Genomic DNA, 21,943 nt, shown 5'->3' with positions numbered 1-21,943 from the left:
TGGCCTCGATGAGGGAGAGACGATGATCAACGCGCTCGGACAGCCGCAGACGGTGCTGCTCCTCGGCGGGACCAGCGACATCGCGCAGGCGGTCGTGGCCGCCTGGGCGCGCACCTGCCGGCCCCACGTCGTGCTCGCCGCGCGGCCGGGACCGCGCCGCGACGAGGCGGTCGCGGGCGTCCGCGCCCTGGGCCTGACCGTGGACGCCGTCGACTTCGACGCCGAGCAGACCGACGCGCACCCCGGCCTGATCGACGACATCGCCCGCGAGCGGGACATCGACGTGGCGGTGGTCGCCTTCGGCCTCCTCGGTGACGAGGAGCAGGCCTGGCAGGACCACGACGCCGCGGTCTCCCTGGCCCGGGTCAACTACGTAGGCGCGGTGAGCGTCGGGGTCTGCCTGGCCGAGGTGATGCGGCGCCAGGGCCACGGTGTCGTGGTGGCGCTGTCGTCGGTGGCCGGCGAGCGGGTGCGCCGCTCCAACTTCGTCTACGGCTCCACCAAGGCCGGCATGGACGGGTTCTTCCTCGGCCTGGGGGAGGCGCTGCGGGGGAGCGGTGCCCGGGTTCTGGTGGTGCGGCCCGGCTTCGTGCGGACCAAGATGACCGAGGGCCGCTCGCCGGCTCCGCTGTCGGTGACGGCCGAGCAGGTCGCCGAGGCGGTGGTCGCGGGCGTGGCCCACGGCGACGACCTGGTCTGGGTGCCGCGGGCGATGCGCGGCGTGATGTCGGGGCTGCGCCACGTCCCCCGGCCGCTGTTCCGTCGGCTGCCCCTTTGAGATGGGCACTGTGAGCCGGGTCCAGTGAGTCGGACACCATGAGTCGGACGCCGTGAACCCCGTGCGGATGCTGCCGCGCGCCTGGGCCGTGGTCCTCCCGCTGCTGCTGCTGGGGCCGGCGCTCGGTCGGGGCTTCGTGCTCACCTACGACATGGTGTGGGTGCCCGACCTGGCGCTGCGCGCCGACTTCCTGGGGCTCGGCACCGCCCTGCCGCGCGCGGTCCCCTCGGACGCGGTCGTGGCGGTGCTCGACGAGGTCGTGCCCGGGATGCTGCTGCAGAAGCTGGTGCTCGTGGGCAGCCTGGTGCTCGCCGGGCTGGGGATCCTGCGCCTGGTCGAGCGGAGTGCGCTGGCGGGCTGCGTCGCCGTCAGCGTCTATGTCTGGAACCCGTTCGTGGTCGAGCGTCTCGCCATCGGGCACTGGCCGGTGCTGCTGGCGTACGCCGTCCTGCCGTGGCTGCTGGTCGAGGGTGCCCGCTACCGGCGCGGCGCCCGCGTCGCGCCGGCGCTGCTGCTGCTCCTGCCCCTGGGCAGCCTGAGCGCGAGCGCCGCGCTGCTCGCCTCGCTGGCGCTGCTGGTGTCCGGCGTCTCGCGTCGTGCGCCGCGGCGGAGCGCGGTCCTGGTGGCGCTGTGCGCCGCCGCGAACGCCCCGTGGGTGGTGGCCGGACTGCTCCACCTGTCCACGGCGACCTCCACGGGCGCCGGCTCGGTCTTCGGCCTCGGCGATGAGGGACCGCTCCCGGGGCCGCTGGCCGCGCTGAGCCTCGGCGGGATCTGGAACGCCGAGGTGGTCCCGGGCTCGAGGCAGAGCCTGCTGCTCACGATCCTGGCCACCCTCGCGCTGGTCGTGGCCGCCCTGGCGGGCGCCCGTCCCGCGCTCCGGCGGCTGGGGCGGCGTGACACCGCCTCGCTCGTCGCGCTGTGGGTGGTCGGCTACGCCCTGGCTGTGGTCACCTGGCTCGCTCCCGGTGCGACCGGCTGGGTCGCCAGCCACGTGCCCGGTGGGGGACTGCTGCGCGACGGCGGCCGGATGCTCGCGCTGTGCGCCCCGCTGACCGCGGTGCTGGTGGCGGCGGCGTCCGAACGACTCGCCGAGCGGCTGACCAAGCGGCCCGACCAGGGCCCGCGGGTCCTCGTCGGGATCGCCGGCGCGCTGCTCCCGCTGGCGCTGATGCCCGACGTGGCGTGGGGGCTCGGCGGGCGGCTCGAGCCCGTCGACTACCCGGCCGACTACGCACGGGCCCGGGCTGTCGTCGCGAGCAGCGCGGCGCCGGGCGACGTGCTGCTGCTGCCGTTCACCAGCTACCGTGCGCCGGCCTGGAACGGTGGCCACAAGGTGCTCGACCCGGTCGGGCGCTACCTCACCCGCGACTACCTCGCCAGCGACCAGCTGAGCGTGTCGGGTCGCGTGCTGGCCGGCGAGGACCCGAGGGTGCCCGAGGTGCTCGCGGCGCTGCGTGCGCCCGGCCCTGCGGCCCGGTCCCGCCGGCTGGCGGACCTCGGGGTCGGCCTGGTGGTCCGCGAGCACGACGTGGCCACGACCCGGGACTACGACGCCCCCGTCGCCGGCACCACGCTCCTCGACGGCGCCGACCTCGAGGTGGTGCGGCTCGACGAGCCGGTCGCCCGGCGGACGTCCTCGGTGGCGAAGGATGTCGTGACGGGCGCGGCCTGGGCAGCGTTCCTGCTGCTGCCGTTGGGCGGAATCGTTACCGTCGCTTGGCGAAGAACCCGCGTCGTAGCGGGTTCTCGGTCCCAGAGGTGATACTTTCCGTCCCGTAGAGGGAGGATCCACCGTGCACCCAATCCTGTTGTCCGTCGTCGGCATGGTCGTCGGCGGCACGCTGGCAGGCGTGACCCTGGTCGGCGTCATCGAGTCGCAGACCGACGGAGCCAGCAACTCGCCGGCCAACGTCAGCGAGCCGGTGATGGACTACGGGTCGACCCAGTAGGTCCGACCTCACTCCTCGACGGCGTCCTGGCTGTCGACCCTCTCGCCCCGCAGTGCGGACGCGACGACGTGGGCGAACGCGGACTGTGAGTGCCCCCAACTGAAGCGCACGCTGTGCAGGCGCGCGCCCTCAGCGAGCTCGCTGCGGCGTCGGGAGTCGCGCAGCAGCTCCCCGATCGCGTCGGTGAACGCCTGCTGGTCGTCCACGAGCAGGCCCGAGACGCCGTGCGCGATCGACTCACGGGTGCCGCCGGCGCTGGCGTAGGCGACGGTGGGGGTGCCGTGCGCGGCGGCCTCGCCGACGACCAGGCCCCACCCCTCCTTGACCGAGGGCAGGGCCATCACCCAGGACTCCTCGTAGACCTCCTGCTTGCGGACCTCGGACACGTGACCCTCGAAGACCACCGCGTCGCCGGCTCCGCGCTCGGCCACGTAGCGGCGCAGCTCGGCGTCCCACCAGCCGCTGCCGACGATCCGCAGGCACAGGTCCGGGAACTCCGCACGCAGGGCGAGGACCGCGTCCACGGCGTGCTCGACCTGCTTGTGCGGCACCAGCCGCCCCACCACGCACACCGTGGGGCGGGCGCTCTTGCGGGCCTGCACGGCCACCACCGGGTCGGTGCCGTTGTGCACGACCGCGACCCGGGGGCCGTGCACGCCGAGCCCGCGCAGCTCCTCCCGGGTGGCCCGCGACACCACGACGTACTGGCACCGGCGGTAGAGGTACGGCGCGAACCGGCTCTCGATCCACCAGCCGACACGTCCGGTGAGCCCGGGGTAGACGACCGGCCACTGCTCGCGGTGCACGTGGTGCACGAGCACCATCACCGGCCGCCGGGTGACCGCGGCGGCGAAGAAAGGCAGCCCGTTCTGGACGTCCACCACGGCGTCGACCCGACCGAACCGGCGGGTGGCCAGCAGGCGCATGCCCTGCAGGTAGACCGAGAGCTTCGACCCGCGGCGCACGTGCCGGACGCCGTCGACGACCTCGTCGGGCGCCCCGCCGGCGTACGCCGCGCTGAAGACCGTGACCCGGCAGCCTCGGGCGACCAGCCCGGCGGCGACCTTGGCCAGGTAGCGCTCCGCGCCGCCGCCCTCGGGGTTGCCGGTGTCGCGCCAGCTGAGGAAGACCACGTGCCGGCCCTCGAGCATGCGGGCGTCGGTCGTCGGCGTCGGCATCCGGCGAGGCTATCGCGGGGTCGGCGATGAGGCCGTCGGGACCCCGCCGGTGCTCGGATAGGGTCTGCGCCATGCCCACCCGCTCCACGCCGTCGCCGCGCGCGTGGACCCCGGACCTGCGCCGGTCGGTCCGGCTCTTCGGCGACTTCCGCGTCGAGCAGAGCGACCCCGACCGGTTCTACTCGGCGCTCGCCGAGGACTCGGTCGGGCAGCTGTCGACCTACCTCGACCTGACCGGGCGCACGGTCCTGGACGTGGGCGGAGGGCCCGGCTACTTCCGCGCGGCCTTCGAGGCCGCGGGCGCGGAGTACTGGGCCCTCGACGCCGACGTGGGTGAGCTGTCCGGCACCGGCACGATCGCCGCCGGCACGGTCGTGGGCGACGGGATGAACCTGCCGTTCCGCGACGCGAGCGTGGACCTCTGCTACTCCTCCAACGTGCTGGAGCACGTGTCCGACCCGTGGCAGATGGCGGACGAGATGCTGCGGGTCACCCGGCCCGGTGGGGTCGCCTTCATCTCCTACACCGTCTGGTTCGGGCCCTGGGGCGGCCACGAGACCGCCCCCTGGCACTTCCTCGGCGGCCGCTTCGCCCGGCGGCGCTATCTCGCACGGCACGGCCACGAGCCCAAGAACAGGTACGGCGAGTCGCTGTTCCCGGTCACCGTGCGGGCGGGTCTCGCGTGGGCCGGGCGGCAGACCGCCGGTGAGGTCCTCGACGTCGTGCCCCGCTACAACCCGCGCTGGAGCCACTGGCTCACCCGGGTCCCGCTCCTGCGCGAGCTGGTGACCTGGAACCTCGTCATCGTGGTGCGCAAGGCGTGAACCGGCCGGAGGAACGGCCGGCGCGTGCGTCGGCCACGTCGCGCTTGCGCATGTGGGGCTACGCCGCCGTGCTCACGGCCTTCTGCTTCGCGCAGTCCGCGGGGAGGATGGTCGCCGACACCAAGTTCGACCTGGTGACAGCGCCGGGCAAGTTCCTGCGCGGCGGCCTGCACCTGTGGGACCCGTCCGCGGCCTTCGGCCAGCTGCAGAACCAGGCCTACGGCTACGCCTGGCCGATGGGTCCGTTCTTCTGGCTCGGCAACGTGGTGCACCTGCCGCCGTGGGTGATCCAGCGCCTGTGGTGGAGCCTGCTGCTCTGCCTGGCGTTCTTCGGCGTCGTCAGGCTGGCCCAGCGGCTCGGCCTCGGCTCACCGGTCACCCAGGTGGTCGCGGGCTTCGCGTTCGTGCTCACCCCCCGGATCACGACCCTCCTGGGCGGCGTCTCCGTCGAGGTGTGGCCGATGGCGCTCGCGCCCTGGGTGCTGCTGCCGCTGGTGGCGGCGAGCGAGCGCGGGTCCGTGCGCCGCGGTGCCGCGCTCAGCGCGCTGGCGGTCGCGACCTGTGGTGGCGTCAACGCGGTCGCGGTGGCCGCGGTGCTGCCCCTGGGGCTGCTGTGGATCCTCACCCGCTCCGGTGGCCCGCGGAAGTGGCGGCTGCTCGGGTGGTGGGTCCTGTTCACCGGCCTCGCGACGGCCTGGTGGTCGGGACCGTTGCTGCTGCTGGGGCGCTACTCCCCGCCGTTCCTGGACTACATCGAGAACGCCACGATCACCACGGTCCCCACGGGGCTGGCGCGGACCCTCCTCGGCACGTCCGACTGGGTCGCCTACTTCGCCGGCATCGACTACCCCGCCGGCCAGCACCTGGTGACGACGCCGTTCCTGATGCTCGACGCGGCCGCCCTGGTGGCCCTGGGACTGGTGGGGGTGCTGCTGCGCAGCAACCCGCACCAGCGGTTCCTGACGCTGGGCCTGCTGGTCGGGGTGACCCTGGTCGGGTTCGGCTACTCCGGCGACCTCGCCGGGTGGTGGGCAGCGGACCGGACCGGCCTGCTCGACGGCGCGCTGGCGCCGTTCCGCAACCTGCACAAGTTCGACGTCGTGCTGCGGATCCCGCTGGTCCTCGGCGTCGCGCACGCCCTGCACCTGATCCCGCGGCTGCTCCGCGGGCCCGGCGCCCGGCCGGCCCTGCGCGCGCTCCAGGTGGCCACCGCGCTGGCCCTGGTCGCCCTGGCGCTGCCCTGGGCCCAGGACGAGATCGCGCCCCGCAACGGTGTGACGGCGGTGCCCGGCTACTGGTCCGCGGCGGCGGACTACCTCGCCGACGAGGACGACGGCTCGGTGGCCCTCGAGCTGCCCGCCTCGGCCTTCGGCGTCTACGACTGGGGCAACGTCCACGACGACGTGATGCAGGGGCTCGCGCAGAGCCCGTGGGCGGTGCGCAACGTCATCCCGCTCGCCCAGCCCGGCAACGTCGTGTTCCTCGACGCCGTCACCCGGGTGGTGGAGTCGGGCCGTCCCAGCGACACCCTCGCCTCCTTCCTCGCGGCCAACGGCGTGAGGCGGATCGTGGTCCGCAACGACCTGGCCCGCTTCCAGACCGGCAGCCCCGACCCGGCGTACGTCCGCAGCGTGCTGACCGCCTCGGCGGGCATCACGCCGGCCCGGTCGTTCGGCCCGAGGGTCGGCTCCGGCGCCTGGACGACCAGCGACGGGGGCACCCGGCTGGTCACGGGCAACGGGCTGGCGGCCCGCACCGGCTCCATCGACGTGTACGACGTCGCGGCGCCGGCCGGAGCGCGGCTGACCACCGACCCGCAGGTGCTGATGGGTGACCCGGGCAGCGGGCTGCGTGCCGGGCTGGCCGGATCGGGGCAGCGGGTCCTGGCCGAGGACGCGTCCGGCGACGAGGCCGGCCTGGTGCTCACCGACGGCGCCCGCCGCCGCGAGACGAACTTCGCCGCGGTCCGCTGGAACCGGTCGGCCACGATGTCGGCGGGTGAGCCCTACCGACTCAACGGACCCGAGCACAGCCACCGCTTCCTCGCCCACCCGGCCCGCTGGCAGACGACGGCCGTGTGGAGCGGTGACGTCAGCGCCGTCACCTCGACCAGCTCCGAGGCGTACGCCGACGCGCTGCCGCCGCTGCAGATCGGCTCCCACCCCGGGGCCGCCCTCGACCGGGACCCGGCGACGGCCTGGCGCTCGGCGCGCCAGGTGGACCCCACCGGCCAGTGGTGGCAGGTGGCGTTCGGCCACCCCACCGACGTCGCGCAGGTGCGCATCACCCTGCCTGCGGACTCGGCGCCGGTGCCGCGGCTGCGCCTCGGGTCCGGCGAGGACACGCTGGTCGTCGCCGCGCCCGCGCCCGGCCGGTCCCGGACCTACCGGACCGGTTTCACCGGCGCCACGGTGCTGCGCGTGACGGCGGCCGGTCGCGACCTCCGGCTGCCCGGGTCCTTCGGCCTGTCCGAGGTCGAGGTGCCCGGTGTCCCGGCGCAGCGCTACCTGCAGCTGCCCCGGGTCGACGACCGCTACCCCCTCGACACGATCTCGCTGACCCGGGACCCGGATCGCGCCGCCTGCGTGAAGGTCGGGCACGCGCTGCCCTGCGACGACGCGCTCGTCGCTCCCGGCGAGGACGGGGACGTGCTGGCGCGCCGCTTCACCCCGGCCTATGCCGAGGACTACGACCTGTCCGGCACGGTCTCGCTGCGCCGCACCACCGACGGACGCGGCCTGCTCCGCTCCGGCGTCGTCGCGACCGCGAGCGGTGACCGGGCCGCCGACGTCGCGGAGGGGCCGCTGGCCGCGGTCGACGGGAACCTCGCCACGACGTGGGTGACCGACGGTCCCCGGGAGCGCCTGCACGTCGAGCTGGGCGCGCCGCGCGTCGTGCGCGAGCTGCGGGTGCGGCTCAACCCCGCCGCCGCGTCGATGCCGACCCGGCTGCAGGTCCGCGCCGACGGACACACGCGCGTGGTCGACCTCGACGAGGACGGCCGGGCCCGGCTCCCCGGCTGGCGCACCGACTCCCTCGACCTCCGGGTGCTGACCACCGAGCCGGCCTTCTCCGTGGTCGGTCAGCAGTTCGTGGAGATGCCTGCGGGCATCAGCGGGCTCCGGGTGAACCGGGAGTCGCTCGCGTTCCAGACCGCGGTGCCCCGCTCGTTCGGCTGCGGCAGCGGGCCCTCGGTGCGTGTCGGCGACCAGGTCCTCCGGACCCGGCTGCAGGCCAGCACCCGGGCGCTGGTCCGGGGTGAGAGCGTGCCCTTCGAGGTCTGCGGCGGCTCCGACGTGTCCCTGGCCGCCCGCACCACCGACGTGCTCGCCACGCCCTCGAACCTGTTCCGGGTGGACTCCCTGCTGCTGCGCCGCACCGGGGCCACGACCGCCCCGACCACCCGGGACGTCCCGGTCGCGCGTGACGGCCGTGGCGAGCCGGTGTCCGTCACGGTGCCGGAGCGCTCGGGCGCGTCGCTGCTCACCGTGCCGCAGAACTTCAACGACGGCTGGGTGGCGACCTGGCAGGGCCAGGAGCTCACGTCCCAGCGCGTCGACGGCTGGAAGCAGGGCTGGCGGCTGCCCCCGGGCGCGGCCGGCAGCGTGCAGCTGACCTACCGCCCCGCGGGGACGTTCACCCTGCTGCTGGCCGTGGGGGCGGTGCTGGTCGGGGCGTGCCTGCTCGTCGTGGCGGGTTCGGTCCTGCGGGCGCGCCGCTCGCCGGCCCGGCGGGAGCTGCCCGCCCTCGGCACCGGGCGACCGGGGCTGCTGGACCTGACCGTGGCGGTGCTGGCCGGAGGCCTGCTCTGCGGGTGGTGGGGCCTGGTCGGGGTCCTCCTGGCGACCGCCGCCGGCCTCGGGCTGCGTCGGTTCCAGGGATGGCCGCTGCTGGCGGGGCTCGCGCTGCTCGTGGGCAGCCTGGCGCTGTCGTGGTCGGCGATCACCGACCGCAGCTGGGCGGTGGGCTGGAGCCAGGCGTGGAGCCTGGTGGCGATCTGCCTCGCGGTCGCGGCCCTGGCCGGCCTGCGTCGGTACGACGCCCTCCCGCACGTGCACCGGGCCGCCCCGCCGGCGGACTGAGCAGCGGACCGGCCGGCGGACCGACCGCCGCCCTACCTGCCCGCCCGCGACGGGGCCGGGTTCAGAGCACCGAGGCGCGCTCGGGGCGACTGGCGGTGTCGAGACGCGCGAAGAACCAGACGTTCTTGGCGCGCAGGATCGGCCGCTCGAACCAGCGGAAGGACGCCGTCGCCACCGGGATCGTGATCAGCAGCGTCGCGAGCGCGACGGTGATGAAGTGACCGGTGAAGATCTCGATGTCGAGGACCCGGAAGACCAGGTTCAGGAAGAACATGTGCATCGCGAACACCCCGTAGGAGATGTCGCCGAGCCACACCGGGACGGGGCTGCTGAGCTTGGCACGCAGCCACCCCTCGCGCTCCGGCCCGAAGACCAGCGGGAGCAGGAAGAACGCCCCGGCGATCGTGTAGAGCACCACCTTGGAGGCGGCCTCCCAGCCGCCCGGGGTGAGCAGCGTCCGCGGGCCGGCGACGGGCGAGCAGGCGATCGCGAACACGGCGGTGGCCAGGATCCAGCAGCCCGGCAGGTCCCGTCCGAGGCGCTCGACCGGGTGCTCGCGCGGGTGCACGACGAGGTCGGCCGAGAGTGCCGCGAAGCAGGTGCCGACCAGGAACCACGGCAGGTAGCCGGGCAGCCACTGGGCGTAGTGGCCCTCGTGGCCGGGGATCTGGGCCACGACGGCCTGCCAGACCACGCCGAGGATCCCGAGCACCGCCGCGCGGCCGTAGATCGTCGGCAGGTGCATGCCGTCGCGCTGCCGCCGGCCCCACACCAGTGCGTGGCACAGGAACGGCAGCAGCAGGTAGAACGCGACCTCCGTGCACAGGCTCCACATCTGCGTCAGCGAGCTGGCGAGCAGCTCGGGCCGGTAGAGCTGGGTCAGGGTCAGGTGGCTGAGCCAGTCCTGCCACGTGGCGTCGTCGTTGGCGGGGTCCAGGAGCAGGGAGACCACGACCACGACCCAGTACAGCGGCAGGATCCGCAGGGCCCGCTTCCACCAGAAGTGCCGCGTGGAGGGCCAGGGGCGCCCGAGCTCCCGGGTGAGGAAGTAGGGCCGGCTCAGCAGGAAGCCCGAGAGCACGAAGAAGAGCGTGACGCCGAAGTCGAGGCGGGCCAGCGCGGCCCCGGTCCACCCGTGGTTGATCTGGCCGGTGTTGAAGGCCGCGTGGGTCAGCACCACCATGATCGCACCGGCCGCGCGCACCGCGTTCAGCGTCGGGAAGGAGCGGTCCTGGAAGGTCACGGGGCGAACTCCGTCCTGGGAACTGGGCGGCCGACGGTGATGTCGTCCGTGCACAATGAGACACCCTCGGCCAGGGCGGAGAGCCCGATCTCGTCGAACCGGCCGCCGCCCGCGACGTACAACGCGTGCAGCCCTGCCTCGACCGTGGTGGTGTGGGTGACGTCGCCCGTGGTGATCCGCACCGGGCTGTCACCGGTGGCGATGTAGCCGATCCGGACCCACCAGCCGCCGTAGGCGACCGGGCCGTCGAGCCTGATCGTGACCGGCCGGTCGGCGACGCGGTAGCCGCACTCCTTGCGCGGGCCGGGACGGCCGCGGCGGGTGTCGGGCACGATCGTCGGCACCACCCGGCCGTGCTTGTCGACCATCGACAGGTGATCGGTGGCGACGTCCACGAACCGGGCCGGGCCGGGGTCGTCGTGGAGCAGGTGGCTCAGCGTGTTCTCCGGGTAGCCGAGACCCCACATGACCTGTGGCGGCAGGGTGCGGTCGATGAGCGGGACCGGGTCGTCCCGACGGGACAGTGCCCCGAGGAGCGTGTCGAAGTAGGGCTTGGCGGGCTCGCTCTCCTGCCAGTGGCGGACGTAGTCCGCGGAGGAGACGAGTCCCAGGGCCGCCACCACGCAGGAGACGGCGATGACGCGTTGCGGCTGGTCGAGCAGCGAGCTGGAGCGGATGACCTCGACACGCTCCCGCGCGCCGCGGATGGGCAGGGTCGCGCAGCCCAGCGCGATGGCGGACACGGCCGCCATCTCCGCCTGGAACCGGTAGTCCAGGCTGATCAGGGGACCCACGAAGGACGCCCTCGCGGCAACCACGAGAACGATGTTGCTGCCCATGAAGAAGGCGGGCAGCCACCAGGCGCGCAGGCTCCTGGCCCGCGTGCGGTGGAGCTCTCGCACCAGCAGGCACAGCAGCACGAAGCACAGCACCATGACGCCCCTGCCCGGGGTCGGCAGGGCCCACTGGTCCAGCTTCCACCAGGACTGGACGCCGCCCATGACGCCGGGCAGGTAGGCCTGGAAGACCATGTTCGAGACGACGCCCCCCAGCGCGCTGTCGCCCGCCCGCTTGGGGCTGAACGTCAGCGCGAACGAGGCGTAGAGGGCCAGGTAGGCGCCGCCGACGACGACGTACAGGCAGATGCCGGGGAGGTAGTCGCGGCCCAGGCTCCGCAGCCGCTGCGAGAGCCGGCCCTCGGTGAAGTAGTTCAGCGACACGATGGCGATGGCCCCGAACACCAGCAGGGTCTTCTCGTAGAACAGCAGTCCCAGGACCAGCCAGGCGCTGGTGGCCAGCGCGTGTCGGAACCGTCGGCTGCGGAGGTAGGTGACGTGGGAGGTCACCGCGCAGAACAGTGCGATCTGCATCGGCAGCTGGTTGACGCCGGCGGCCCACCAGATGGCCACGGGGACCGTGATGACCGAGAACAGGTAGACCGCGAGGGCGGGCAGGATCCCCGGCCGGCTGCCGAAGAGCTTGATGAGCAGCACCAGGAGGCTGAGATCGGCCAGGCCCTGCATGCCGAGCAGCATGGATGCCGTGACCCGGAAGTCGAACGGGGCGAACGTGTTGGCGAGCCAGGACAAGTACATGCCTCCTGGCATGACGTGCCCGGAGTACTGCCGCGCCGCCACACCCGGGCTCAGTCCCTCGTTCATCATCCGCGACATGAAGTTGAAGTCGTCGTAGTGGAACCAGGAGCCGTACGTCGCCCAGGCGCGGAAGGCGAGCTGGGCCACGATCATCGCCAGGGCCGCCTGCAGCACCCGGTCGTGCTCCAGCGCATGGGCCAGCCGGGACAGCCGGTGGCGGGTGCCCGTGGCCGCGGCCACGGCGGGGGAGGTGCGGGTGTGCGTTCCGGTCACGAGGTGGCCGCCACGGGGATGGGGACGCCGAGCGCGAGCTCGGCGACACAGGCGTCGCTGGAGCGTGGGTACCCGCTCACGGTCACCTCCTGGAACTCGCCGGACGCCTGGACGAACACGTTGTGCAGCCCCGCCGGCAGGTCGAGGTCGTGGACGTCGTCCCCGGCCGTGACCCGCAACGACAGCGCCCTGCGGCTGGCGTACCCCAGCTGGATCCACCATCCGCCCCCGATGACGGGTCCGTCGAGGGGGATCACCGTCCGTCGACCCTTGAGGGGGTAGCCGCAGCCCGTGCCGGGGACCATCTGCCGGGTGGGCGGCACCACGACGGGGGCGAGGTGGCCGCTGTCGTCGAACATGTAGAGCCGGTCGACGGCGTGCCGCGGGTAGGTCGTCTCGTCCGCGAACGGGCGCAGGACGTGGCTGTAGGCGTTCTCGGGGTAGCGGAACGCCCAGAGCAGGGTCTGGGGGATGCCGGTGTCGATCAGCGGCACGGGTTTGTCGTCGGCTGCGGCGAGGCTGCTGCGCACCGAGGAGATGTAGGCCTCCGTGGGGTTGCGGTCCTGCCACAGCTCGACGTAGCGGTCGCTCGAGGTGAACGCCGCGGCCGCGACGGCCAGGGAGAGGAGCACCACGAATCGCTGGCGCTCGTAGGGACGGGGCACGTCGGGGCGCACCTCGTTGACCTCGTCGGCGCCGAGCAGCGGCAGGAACGCCAGCCCGACGCACAGCACGAACAGCGCGCCCGACTCGGTCTGGTAGCGGTACTCGCGCGCGATGTCCGGTCCGACGATGTTGGCGCGCGCCGAGGCGAGCAGGGCGACGTTGGCCAGGAGCGTGAACATCAGCGGTGCCCAGGCCCGGCCGCTGCGGGTGCGCGTGCGGTAGGCGTAGAAGACGAGCGCGCCCACCAGCGCCCAGGAGACCAGCTGGACGAGCTGCGTGGGGTCGGCGAAGGAGCCGACCGTCAGGGGCTCCCAGGTGATCGGACCGCCCACCAGCCCGGGCAGCAGCGCCACGGCGACCAGGTTCCAGGCGATCGGGGACCACGGCTGGTTGCTGCTGTCACCGGGGGAGAAGTTGAGGCCGTACTCGACGTACAGGGCGAGGTACGCCGCCGCGACGACCGTGTGCGCCACGATGCCCGGGCGGTAGCGGGTCCACAGCGCGAGCAGCCGCTCGGGCGTGTTGCCCCGGCAGAACCAGCCCAGGGCGACGATCGCGTAGATGCCGAAGAGGAGCAGCGTCTTCTCGTAGAACGCCAGCCCGGCGACGGTCCAGGCGAGCGTGGCCACGAGGTGGCGCACCCGGGCGGTCCGCAGGTAGGCGAGGTGGGAGGTGAGCCCGAACGCGAGGGCGATCTGGAGGGGCAGCTGGTTGATCCCGGCCGCCCACCACAGTCCGGCGGGCAGCGTGAAGACGTAGCAGAGGTAGCCGGCCAGCAGCACCAGGACCAGCCGACGGTGCCCGAACATCGAGAGCAGCAGGCGGAGCATGCCGACCCCGGCCACCGCCTGCAGCACCAGCAGGGTGGCGGCCCAGGGCCACCAGTCGTAGACGGCCCAGTCGGTCAGCACCCACGCCGCCGCGAAGCCGGCCGGCATCAGGTGCCCGCCGTACGACTCGGTCAGGTAGCCGAGGTCGAAGGGCTGGTTCATCGCGCGCGACATGAAGGCGAGGTCGTCGAAGTAGAACCACGACCCCGCCAGCGCCCAGGCCCGGTAGCCGAGCTGGACGGCCACCAGCGCGAGACCGACCATGACGATCCTGCGGTCCGCGGCCCCGTTTCGGACGTACCGTAGGAGGCGGGCGAACACGGGGCGGACTATCTCACAGGTCCGCACCCGATTCCGGTGACGTCTGCTCGAGTGGCCACATGTGGCCCCTACTGACTGGTACGGTTCGAGCCGTCTGACGCTCCCGGGGAGGGGATTCGTGAAGTTCAAGTGGTTGGCGCCCGTGCTGGTCGCCCTCGGTGCCTTCTTGATCGTGGCGGCTGTCGTCGCGCAGGTGTGGGCGCCGGACAAGGTCAAGCGGACCCCCATCGACGTCAACACCACGACCTACCTCGAGGGGCAGGCCGACAAGCTCAACCCCGAGACGGGCAAGCTGGAGAGCTCCGACATCTACGCGATCGACGTGAACAAGTCGGACAGCGACAAGTCCGACGGTGACGTCGCCGTCTTCGTGCAGACCACGTGCGTGGTCGTCGACGAGGGCCAGGACCGGGTCTGCGTGGACGACAAGGACCCGCGCCTGATCACCGCCGAGATCGACACCTTCGCCACCGACCGGCACACCGCGGAGTCCGTCGCCAACGACGGCTACCTCCCGGACGACGCCGTCCAGCACGAGGGCCTGGTCAACAAGTGGCCCTTCGACTCCCAGAAGCAGACCTACCAGTACTGGGAGGGCACGCTCGGCAAGGCCGTCGACGCGGTCTACGAGCGGACCGACGAGGTCAAGGGGATCGAGGCCTACGTCTACAAGGTCACGACCAAGGACGCGAAGACCGACGTGCTCGAAGGGGTCCCGGGCGTCTACGACGACGTCAAGGAGATCTACGTCGACCCCAACACCGGCAGCATCCTCAACCAGGTCGAGAACCAGCAGCGCTACCTCGAGGACGGCACCAAGATCCTCGACCTGAACCTCGAGTTCACCGACGGCACCCAGCAGGCCAAGGTCGACGAGGTCGACGAGAAGTGGGGCATGATCCAGCTCGTCCTGAAGACCGTGCCGCTGGTGGGCTACCTCGTGGGCATCCCGGTCCTGCTGATCGGCATCGCGCTGCTGCTGCTCCAGCGACGCAGCCGCGGTGGTGACCACACCGCCACGGCGAGCGAGCCGCGCACCCCGGCGGGGACCGCGACCCGCTAGGCACCTAGCGCAGGTCGGCCACGAAGATGGCCGTGCCGGGGGTGAACTGGCCGCGCGTGCCGGACCAGCCGCCCCAGACCCGCTCGTGCCCCTCGGGCCACTCCGGCTCGAGGAGGCGGGTGAGCGCGAAACCGGCGTCGGCCAGCAGCCCCACCCAGTCGCCGAGCGTGCGGTGGTGCTCGACGTACGACACCACGCCGGTGGCGTCGTCGACCTCGACGTAGGGCGTGCGGTCCCAGTAGGACTGGCTGGCCAGCAGCCCGGCCTCCGACGGGTCGTCGGGGAACATCCAGCGGGTCGGGTGGGTGATGGAGAAGGCGAAGCGGCCCCCGGGCCGCAGCACCCGCGCGGCCTCGCCCACCGCCCGGTCGATGTCGCTGACGAACTGCAGCGCACCGAAGGACGAGAAGACCACGTCGAAGGAGCCGTCCGCGAACGGCAGGTGCGTCGCCGTCCCGAGCACCGAGGGCACCGTCATGCCGCTGTCCATGTCGATGCGCCGGGAGTGCTGGAGCTGGCGGAAGGACAGGTCGAGGCCGTAGCCGCGCCCACCCCGGGCGCGGACCCAGCGCGAGCACTGACCGGCTCCGGAGCCCACCTCGAGCACGTCGCGGTCGCGGACGTCGCCCAGGACACCGGCCTCCGCCTCGGTCAGGCCCTCGGGGCCCCAGACGAAGCCGACGTCGCCGAGGAACTCCCCGTGGGTGGCCTGGTACTCGTCGGCGTAGCGGTCCCAGTCGGGACCGTTGGCCCGCCGGGACTCGGCCTCGTCGACGGGGCGGCGCTCGACGCGGACGGGCGGGTGGCCGGATGACTGCTCGGCGCTCACGTTCGGCAGACTACTGCCATGGACCTCACCTCCCTGACGCCACTGGCCGGGGGCTGGTCCGGAGAGACGTTCGTCGCAGAGGTCGCGGGGGAGCGGAGCGTCGTACGCATCTATGCGCGCCCCAGCCACCGGGGCGATGCCGCGCACGAGGTCGACGCGTCCCTGCTGCGGCTGGTGCGTGGGCTGGTGCCGGTGGCGGAGGTGCTGGAGGTACGCCGCGCCGACCCGGCCACCGAGATGCCGGCGCTGCTCGTGACCTCGCACCTCCCGGGCGTGCGTGCGGAGGTCCTCCTGCCGGAGCTCGACGCCGACCGGCGCGCGGTCCTGGGCGCCCATCTCGGTGAGTTGCTGGCCGACCTCGGTGGCATGCCCCAGCTGAAGGCCGGCCCGTTCGTGGACGGTGACCTCACCATCGGTGCCTTCACGATCGACGGGCAGGCAGTGGACGGCCTGCCCGCGCTGGTCGAGCACGTGGAGCCCAGCCTGGGCTGGTGGACCCCCGAGGAGCTAGCCGGGCTCCGGGAGGTCGCGGTCGAGGCGCAGGCGCTGCTCGACACCGTGACCCGCCACTGCCTGGTGCACAGCGACTTCAACCTCAAGAACCTCCTCGTCGATCCCGAGACGCTCGAGGTGACCGGCCTCGTCGACTGGGAGTACGCCCACGCGGGGCACCCCTTCACCGACCTCGGCAACCTGCTCCGCTTCGAGCGCGACCCGGCCTTCGTCGACGCCGTGCTCGACGCGTACGTCGCCCGCCGCGGCGGTGACCCGGCCGAGGCGCTGGCCCTGGGCCGCGCGGCCGACCTGTGGGCGCTGCTCGACCTGGCCCCGCGTCGCTCGCAGAACGTCGTGGCCGAGTGGGCCGACCGGCTGCTGCGCGCGATCGCCCGGGCCGGCAGCCCCGACGTACCGCTCCGGGACGAGGCTCAGCCGTAGACGCTGAGGATGACCGGGAACGCTTCCTCGATGGTGGCGACGGGCACGACCTCGAACTCGATCCACGGGCCGTACTGCAGCGTCACCTTGAAGGTCTCGCTCGGGTCGTCATTGTCCTCGGAGACCACGAACCCACCCCGGCCGTCGAGGGAGGCGTAGTGGGCGATGGTGCCGGGGGCCGTGCCGATCTCCATGAACTGCTTGGTCAGCTCCCGCAGCTCGTCTGCTCCCAGCCCGTCGCGGAACCGGTAGGTCGTCATGTAGAGACGCTTCATGGGGTACCTCGCTGCTCCTCCGTGGGGTGCGAACGACTCACGCTAGGAAGGCCCGGCCGGGCGTCGCCAGAGGCGAAGGTCACGCTGCCGGGGTAGGGGAGCGCCGGTCCATGGTCGAGCAGCGAGCGGTCATCGGGACCCCCGCAGCGCGGGCAGGGCCGCCACGCCCGCGCCGGGCCTGCGGGTCGTGGGTGGTGGAGGTCTCGGCAGCTACGGGGGAGGTGCGTCGTGGCGCGGGCTGCCTCCCGGCTTCCGGCTCGCGGTGGGCACACCCGACGAGGGGCCGCGGACTCGAGCGGCCACGCCCTGAAAGTTTTACTTTCGGATATCTGCAGAATCCCCGGATCGGGCCCTTTCCGGGGGTGACTGTCGGTGGTCGGTGAGATCATGGATCCATGTTCGAAACCGACGCATCCGGGGAGCCGGTCGAGATCGAGGACCTCGATCTCGACGGCCTGCTGGGCGTGCTCGAATACAAGCGCCTCGAGTCCCGAGCGGCCGAGCGGGGCAAGCTGCGGGTCGCCGTCGAGTGGTGCGTGCGGCACCCCGCGACCGCCGACACCGGGGTCGCGACCTGGGGCGGACCCGGCGTGCTGCTCGCCGACGAGTCCCTGGGTGGGGACGGCACCCCGGCGTTGGCGGCATTCGCGCCCGAGCCGTTCGCCGCGACCCTGGAGGTCTCCACCCAGGCGGGGATGGCGCTGATCGCCGACGCCCTCGACCTGAGGTACCGGCTGCCCCGGATCTGGCGGCTCGTGCAGGCCCTGGCGGTGGAGCCATATCGGGCGCGGCAGGTCGCGAAGGCCACCCACCAGCTCTCCAGGGCCGCCGCGGCGTATGTGGATGAGCAGCTCGCACCGCGGCTCGCGTCGTGTGGGTGGAAGGCGGTCGAGACGACCGTGGCGCACGCGATCGCCAAGTTCGACCCCGACCTGATCGAGGCCAAGGAGAAGCGCGGCCGGCAGGGCTGGCACGTCACCCTGCGTCACGACCACCCCGGCCGGTTCGACGGCACCAGCTACCTCGACGTCGCCGGCGACACCCTCGACCTGGTCGCCTTCCACGACCTGGTCTGCGACCAGGCCGCCCAGCTCAAGGCCCTGGGCGATGAGGACGACCTCGAGGTCCGCAAGGCCAAGGCCCTCGGTGTGATCGCCGCCCAACAGGCCACCCTCGACCTCCTCACCCTCACCGGACAGCAGCCCGAAGCCCCCGCTGCCCCCGCGAAGCCAAGGCCGCCCAAGACCCGGCTCTACCTCCACCTCTCCCTGGCCGACCTCGCCACCGGCTGCACCACCACCGAGGGTGAGAGCACCGCGACTGGCACGGTGGAGCGGCTGGGGCCGGCGACCATCGACCTGATCAAGGACTGGGTCGGCCGCTCCCGGGTCACCATCCAGCCCGTCATCGACCTCGCTTCTACCCGGGCCGTGGACGCGCACGACCCGCCAGCGTGGATGGCCGAGCTGGTCATCCTGCGCGACGGGCACTGCGTCTTCCCCTGGTGCCCCGTCGACGCCCGGCGATCCGACCTCGACCACATCGAGCCCTACGTCCCCATCGACGAGGGCGGACCACCGGGCCAGAGCGCACCCGACAAGCTCGCACCCCTCTGCAGGCGACATCACCGAGCCAAGACCAGCCGCCGATGGCGATACCGGCGACGACCCGACGGCACCTACGAGTGGCACGGCCCCCACGGCCGCAGCTACCTCGTCACACCCCACGGCACCATCCGGCTCGACACCAACTGAGCCCCTGCAAGCACCAGCAGGCCTGATCACCCGGCACCCACCGGGTCATCGGGCCTGCCGTGCTGCCCACAGTCATCACCCGGCCGCTGCCCCGCCCGCCCGCGGTGGCCTCGACGACGCTCGCGGCTAGACCGCAGGCCCCCGCGGCCGGCGACCCTGCGTCTTGGTCGCCGCCCTGCCCGGTCGCGGAGGTCGCGAAGTACCCTTGCCATAGCGCCACGAGGCCCGCGTGGCCAGAGCCCTTCGCCGGTTGGACGCGGTGACACGCCGCGGCGTACGCTGGCTGTTGCGCCTGATGTCTGCCTGCGTCCCGGACGGAGTGGACTCTCGCTCGCTATCAGCCCCGTCAGTCCGGCGGGGCATCTCACCGGTAGTGAAACGCGACGTCCGGCGTGCCCGCACGACAACTGACCATCCAAGGATCTTTTTCCCTTATGACGAGCACCATCTCCACTCTTCCCGATTACGACGCGCCCCAGGTGGCGGTCAACGACATCGGTTCCGAAGAGGACTTCCTCGCCGCGATCGACGCGACCATCAAGTACTTCAACGACGGTGACATCGTCGACGGCACCATCGTCAAGGTGGACCGCGACGAGGTCCTGCTCGACATCGGCTACAAGACCGAGGGCGTCATCCCCTCGCGCGAGCTGTCGATCAAGCACGACGTCGACCCCTCCGAGGTCGTCGAGGTCGGCGACAAGGTCGAGGCCCTGGTCCTCCAGAAGGAGGACAAGGAAGGCCGCCTGATCCTGTCCAAGAAGCGCGCCCAGTACGAGCGCGCCTGGGGCACGATCGAGCAGGTCAAGGAGGAGGACGGCGTCGTCGAGGGCACCGTCATCGAGGTCGTCAAGGGTGGCCTGATCCTCGACATCGGCCTGCGCGGCTTCCTGCCCGCGTCGCTGGTGGAGATGCGTCGCGTCCGCGACCTGCAGCCCTACGTCGGCCAGACGCTCGAGGCGAAGATCATTGAGCTCGACAAGAACCGCAACAACGTGGTCCTGTCGCGTCGTGCGTGGCTCGAGCAGACCCAGTCCGAGGTCCGCCACGGCTTCCTGACCCAGCTCCAGAAGGGCCAGATCCGCAAGGGCGTCGTCTCCTCGATCGTCAACTTCGGTGCGTTCGTGGACCTCGGCGGCGTCGACGGCCTCGTCCACGTCTCCGAGCTGTCGTGGAAGCACATCGACCACCCGTCCGAGGTCGTCGCCGTGGGCGACGAGGTCACCGTCGAGGTCCTCGACGTGGACATGGACCGCGAGCGTGTCTCCCTGTCGCTGAAGGCGACGCAGGAGGACCCGTGGCAGCACTTCGCCCGCACCCACCAGATCGGTCAGATCGTCCCGGGCAAGGTCACCAAGCTGGTGCCGTTCGGTTCGTTCGTCCGCGTCGAGGAGGGCATCGAGGGCCTGGTCCACATCTCCGAGCTGGCCGAGCGCCACGTCGAGATCCCGGAGCAGGTCGTCCAGGTCAACGACGACGTCATGGTCAAGATCATCGACATCGACCTCGAGCGTCGCCGGATCTCGCTGTCCCTCAAGCAGGCCAACGACACCGCGGCCGCGACGGACGTCGAGGAGTTCGACCCGACCCTCTACGGCATGACCGCGACCTACGACGAGCAGGGCAACTACGTCTACCCCGAGGGCTTCGACCCGGAGACCGGCGAGTGGCTCGAGGGCTTCGAGGAGCAGCGCGCGACCTGGGAGGAGCAGTACGCCAAGGCGCACGCTCGCTGGGAGGCCCACGTCAAGCAGCAGGCCGAGGCCAAGCAGGCCGAGGTCGAGGCCGGCGAGGCCACGTCGTACTCCAGCGGCAACGACGACGTCAGCACCGAGTCCGAGGGCGGCTCGCTCGCCTCCGACGAGGCCCTGCAGGCGCTGCGCGAGAAGCTCACCGGCGGGGGCAACTGACCCACTGGCGGCTGACCGCCTGATCTGACACACGCCGACCCGCCCGAGATCCTCGGGCGGGTCGGTGTCATTTCACGACTGGTCGGCGGCGTGGAGGTCGGCGTACTCCTTGGCCAGCGCGATGACCGCGCCGCGGTCGGCCCGGCCGGGTTCCTGCCGCACCGACTCGATCTTCACGTCGATGTAGAAGTGGGTGTCGGGGTCGAGGACGATGGAGTCCGCCTCGCCGTCCTCGCCGAGGCTGATCATCCGGATGACCCCGGGCGGCCCGTCGAACATGTCGACGTGGTTGGGGTTCTTCTTCGTCTGGTCGTAGAACGACTCGAAGGCCTCGTCGGTGAGGTGGAAGGCCCGCAGGCTGAGCTCGGACGACTTCTTCTGGTTGATGTACAGGCACCAGTAGCGGCCGTCGCCGTCCTCGCCGCCGCGCGCGAAGTCGACCGCGCCGTACGCCGCGGAGACCTCCTCGGAGCGTGCCCCCGGGCAGCTCTCCGGGAGGTCGATCCTGGTCTGCTCCGCCAGCGGGATCTGGCTGCCCAGCTCCCGCAGCACCCGCACCAGGTCGCGGTCCTTGGTGCGGGTGTCGCCGTGCTTGATCGAGTTCAGCTTCTCGTCCACCGACACGAAGAACGCCGTGGAGCTGTTGAGGCCGATCGCCTGGCTCGAGGTGAAGTCGCCCGTCGTGAAGGCGGGATAGCTGAACGAGGGGATGCGGGTACCGCCGGCGCCCTCGAGCACCTTCTCGAGGTCGTGGGGGCGGAAGGTCTGGGGGAAGTAGCCCCACCTGATCCCGGGTGACTTCACGCCGTTGTCGTAGGTGATCTCGCAGGCGAACCGGGCGTAGTCGTCCAGGAGGAGGATGCCTCTCTGGGTCACGAAGTCGGCGGTCAGCACGACGTGCGAGCGCTGCTTCGCGGGGACCAGCGCCTCCCAGGACTTCTCCGGGGTCATCGCGCACGGGTCCAGCGGGGTCGGCTCCTCGGGGTCGGTCGAGGGTGACGCCGAGGATGACGCCGAGGAGGAGGAGCTGGCACCGGTGCTGCCGCGCGCCTCCGGCTCGGCATCCGAGCTGCTGCAGCCGGCCAGCGCCACGGCCAGCAGCGCGGTCATCAACGTCGTCCCCCGAAGCCTCATGCCGGCACGCTTCCCCCGGACGGGGGTGTCGAAACAGGTGCGGTCAGGGTTCCGCGGGGGAGCTCAGTGGGGCAGGGCGGGGGAGTGGAAGCGCGGGTCGTCGAGGTGGGAGCGCGGCGGGCGCTGGGGGCCGCGGCCGTCACGGACGGCCAGGCGGACGGTCTCTGCGCTCATCAGCACTGCCAGCGCCAGCAGGATCATCAGGAAGGTCATGGCAGTAAGTCTGCGCCGATCGAGATCCCGCCACCAGTGGCAGAAAAGTCATCGGGCGTTGTTTTTCTGCCAACCATGCGGCAGGCT

17 protein-coding genes are annotated in these 21,943 nt (G+C 72.2%); 9 read left to right on the top strand and 8 right to left on the bottom strand.

Going from position 1 to position 21,943, the window contains the following annotated elements; translation table 11 throughout:
• Positions 1 to 22 precede the first annotated feature (22 nt).
• The 3 genes from ACZ43H_RS10425 to ACZ43H_RS10415 are packed head-to-tail and all read left to right on the top strand — an operon-like array spanning position 23 to position 2,730.
• On the top strand, positions 23 to 778 hold the full coding sequence (locus ACZ43H_RS10425) for a decaprenylphospho-beta-D-erythro-pentofuranosid-2-ulose 2-reductase (protein ID WP_464590017.1): 756 nt from the start codon (positions 23 to 25) through the stop codon (positions 776 to 778).
• Positions 779 to 830: 52 nt separating this feature from the next.
• On the top strand, positions 831 to 2,543 hold the full coding sequence (locus ACZ43H_RS10420) for an MmpA family trehalose lipid delivery protein (RefSeq protein WP_464590015.1): 1,713 nt from the start codon (positions 831 to 833) through the stop codon (positions 2,541 to 2,543).
• Between the two features lie 31 nt (positions 2,544 to 2,574).
• Positions 2,575 to 2,730: a hypothetical protein gene (locus ACZ43H_RS10415; RefSeq protein ID WP_379180080.1), complete on the top strand. Its 156-nt coding sequence runs from the start codon at positions 2,575 to 2,577 to the stop codon at positions 2,728 to 2,730.
• 8 nt (positions 2,731 to 2,738) lie between these two features.
• Here the strand turns inward: ACZ43H_RS10415 and ACZ43H_RS10410 are convergent, their stop codons facing one another.
• Complete coding sequence (locus ACZ43H_RS10410; protein ID WP_464590013.1) at positions 2,739 to 3,908, bottom strand: glycosyltransferase family 4 protein; 1,170 nt, start codon at positions 3,906 to 3,908, stop codon at positions 2,739 to 2,741.
• Positions 3,909 to 3,979: 71 nt separating this feature from the next.
• Here ACZ43H_RS10410 and ACZ43H_RS10405 point away from each other — a divergent pair, with 71 nt between their 5' ends.
• Entirely contained in the window at positions 3,980 to 4,732 is a 753-nt protein-coding gene (locus ACZ43H_RS10405) for a class I SAM-dependent methyltransferase (RefSeq protein ID WP_464590011.1), read from the top strand.
• 50 nt (positions 4,733 to 4,782) lie between these two features.
• Entirely contained in the window at positions 4,783 to 8,814 is a 4,032-nt protein-coding gene (locus ACZ43H_RS10400) for an alpha-(1->3)-arabinofuranosyltransferase domain-containing protein (protein WP_464590009.1), read from the top strand.
• A gap of 61 nt (positions 8,815 to 8,875) precedes the next feature.
• Here the strand turns inward: ACZ43H_RS10400 and ACZ43H_RS10395 are convergent, their stop codons facing one another.
• Genes ACZ43H_RS10395 through ACZ43H_RS10385 form a run of 3 tightly spaced genes read right to left on the bottom strand, consistent with a single transcriptional unit; the run spans position 8,876 to position 13,685 of the window.
• Positions 8,876 to 10,057 carry an acyltransferase family protein gene (locus ACZ43H_RS10395; protein ID WP_464590007.1) on the bottom strand — a complete coding sequence of 394 codons (1,182 nt, stop codon included), beginning with the start codon at positions 10,055 to 10,057 and terminating at the stop codon, positions 8,876 to 8,878.
• On the bottom strand, positions 10,054 to 11,925 hold the full coding sequence (locus ACZ43H_RS10390; protein WP_464590005.1) for a hypothetical protein: 1,872 nt from the start codon (positions 11,923 to 11,925) through the stop codon (positions 10,054 to 10,056). Before ACZ43H_RS10390 ends, ACZ43H_RS10395 begins: the two co-directional genes overlap by 4 nt.
• On the bottom strand, positions 11,922 to 13,685 hold the full coding sequence (locus ACZ43H_RS10385) for a hypothetical protein (protein ID WP_464590003.1): 1,764 nt from the start codon (positions 13,683 to 13,685) through the stop codon (positions 11,922 to 11,924). Before ACZ43H_RS10385 ends, ACZ43H_RS10390 begins: the two co-directional genes overlap by 4 nt.
• A 175-nt stretch (positions 13,686 to 13,860) precedes the next feature.
• Here ACZ43H_RS10385 and ACZ43H_RS10380 point away from each other — a divergent pair, with 175 nt between their 5' ends.
• The gene (locus ACZ43H_RS10380) at positions 13,861 to 14,805 is read left to right on the top strand and encodes a PorA family protein (RefSeq protein ID WP_464590001.1); all 945 of its coding nucleotides are present in this window, start codon (positions 13,861 to 13,863) and stop codon (positions 14,803 to 14,805) included.
• Between the two features lie 4 nt (positions 14,806 to 14,809).
• Here the strand turns inward: ACZ43H_RS10380 and ACZ43H_RS10375 are convergent, their stop codons facing one another.
• Positions 14,810 to 15,634 (bottom strand): class I SAM-dependent methyltransferase, encoded by an 825-nt coding sequence (locus tag ACZ43H_RS10375; RefSeq protein WP_464589999.1) that lies wholly within the window; start codon positions 15,632 to 15,634, stop codon positions 14,810 to 14,812.
• Positions 15,635 to 15,652: 18 nt separating this feature from the next.
• Between ACZ43H_RS10375 and ACZ43H_RS10370 the strand changes: the two genes are divergently transcribed.
• Positions 15,653 to 16,570: a phosphotransferase family protein gene (locus ACZ43H_RS10370; protein WP_464589997.1), complete on the top strand. Its 918-nt coding sequence runs from the start codon at positions 15,653 to 15,655 to the stop codon at positions 16,568 to 16,570.
• On the opposite strand, the gene ACZ43H_RS10365 is transcribed toward ACZ43H_RS10370, so the two are convergent.
• On the bottom strand, positions 16,561 to 16,845 hold the full coding sequence (locus tag ACZ43H_RS10365; protein ID WP_464589995.1) for a DUF3303 domain-containing protein: 285 nt from the start codon (positions 16,843 to 16,845) through the stop codon (positions 16,561 to 16,563). The two genes, ACZ43H_RS10370 and ACZ43H_RS10365, sit on opposite strands and share 10 nt — an antisense overlap.
• Positions 16,846 to 17,240: 395 nt before the next feature.
• On the opposite strand from ACZ43H_RS10365, the gene ACZ43H_RS10360 reads away from it, so the two are divergent.
• Together ACZ43H_RS10360 and rpsA are read left to right on the top strand one after the other, a co-directional pair.
• Positions 17,241 to 18,599, top strand: coding sequence for an HNH endonuclease signature motif containing protein (locus ACZ43H_RS10360; protein WP_464589993.1), 1,359 nt, complete (start codon positions 17,241 to 17,243; stop codon positions 18,597 to 18,599).
• Between the two features lie 434 nt (positions 18,600 to 19,033).
• The gene (rpsA, locus tag ACZ43H_RS10355) at positions 19,034 to 20,509 is read left to right on the top strand and encodes a 30S ribosomal protein S1 (protein WP_464589991.1); all 1,476 of its coding nucleotides are present in this window, start codon (positions 19,034 to 19,036) and stop codon (positions 20,507 to 20,509) included.
• Between the two features lie 72 nt (positions 20,510 to 20,581).
• Here the strand turns inward: rpsA and ACZ43H_RS10350 are convergent, their stop codons facing one another.
• Together ACZ43H_RS10350 and ACZ43H_RS10345 are read right to left on the bottom strand one after the other, a co-directional pair.
• The gene (locus ACZ43H_RS10350; protein ID WP_464589989.1) at positions 20,582 to 21,643 is read right to left on the bottom strand and encodes a hypothetical protein; all 1,062 of its coding nucleotides are present in this window, start codon (positions 21,641 to 21,643) and stop codon (positions 20,582 to 20,584) included.
• A gap of 63 nt (positions 21,644 to 21,706) precedes the next feature.
• The gene (locus tag ACZ43H_RS10345; RefSeq protein ID WP_464589987.1) at positions 21,707 to 21,856 is read right to left on the bottom strand and encodes a hypothetical protein; all 150 of its coding nucleotides are present in this window, start codon (positions 21,854 to 21,856) and stop codon (positions 21,707 to 21,709) included.
• Positions 21,857 to 21,943: the final 87 nt, after the last annotated feature.

Source organism: Nocardioides sp. DN36 (assembly GCF_055380375.1).
Note: the sequence above shows the minus strand (reverse complement) of the source record. Positions and strands in the feature narration are given on the sequence as shown.

Excerpts from the sequence above, each read along its gene's own strand:
- rpsA (WP_464589991.1), top strand. The coding sequence starts at position 19,034 with ATGACGAGCACCATCTCCACTCTTCCCGATTACGACGCGCCCCAGGTG.
- ACZ43H_RS10425 (WP_464590017.1), top strand. The coding sequence starts at position 23 with ATGATCAACGCGCTCGGACAGCCGCAGACGGTGCTGCTCCTCGGCGGG.
- ACZ43H_RS10370 (WP_464589997.1), top strand. The coding sequence starts at position 15,653 with ATGGACCTCACCTCCCTGACGCCACTGGCCGGGGGCTGGTCCGGAGAG.
- ACZ43H_RS10350 (WP_464589989.1), bottom strand. The coding sequence starts at position 21,643 with ATGAGGCTTCGGGGGACGACGTTGATGACCGCGCTGCTGGCCGTGGCG.
- ACZ43H_RS10385 (WP_464590003.1), bottom strand. The coding sequence starts at position 13,685 with ATGGTCGGTCTCGCGCTGGTGGCCGTCCAGCTCGGCTACCGGGCCTGG.
- ACZ43H_RS10405 (WP_464590011.1), top strand. The coding sequence starts at position 3,980 with ATGCCCACCCGCTCCACGCCGTCGCCGCGCGCGTGGACCCCGGACCTG.
- ACZ43H_RS10410 (WP_464590013.1), bottom strand. The coding sequence starts at position 3,908 with ATGCCGACGCCGACGACCGACGCCCGCATGCTCGAGGGCCGGCACGTG.
- ACZ43H_RS10365 (WP_464589995.1), bottom strand. The coding sequence starts at position 16,845 with ATGAAGCGTCTCTACATGACGACCTACCGGTTCCGCGACGGGCTGGGA.
- ACZ43H_RS10345 (WP_464589987.1), bottom strand. The coding sequence starts at position 21,856 with ATGACCTTCCTGATGATCCTGCTGGCGCTGGCAGTGCTGATGAGCGCA.
- ACZ43H_RS10360 (WP_464589993.1), top strand. The coding sequence starts at position 17,241 with ATGTTCGAAACCGACGCATCCGGGGAGCCGGTCGAGATCGAGGACCTC.
- ACZ43H_RS10400 (WP_464590009.1), top strand. The coding sequence starts at position 4,783 with ATGTGGGGCTACGCCGCCGTGCTCACGGCCTTCTGCTTCGCGCAGTCC.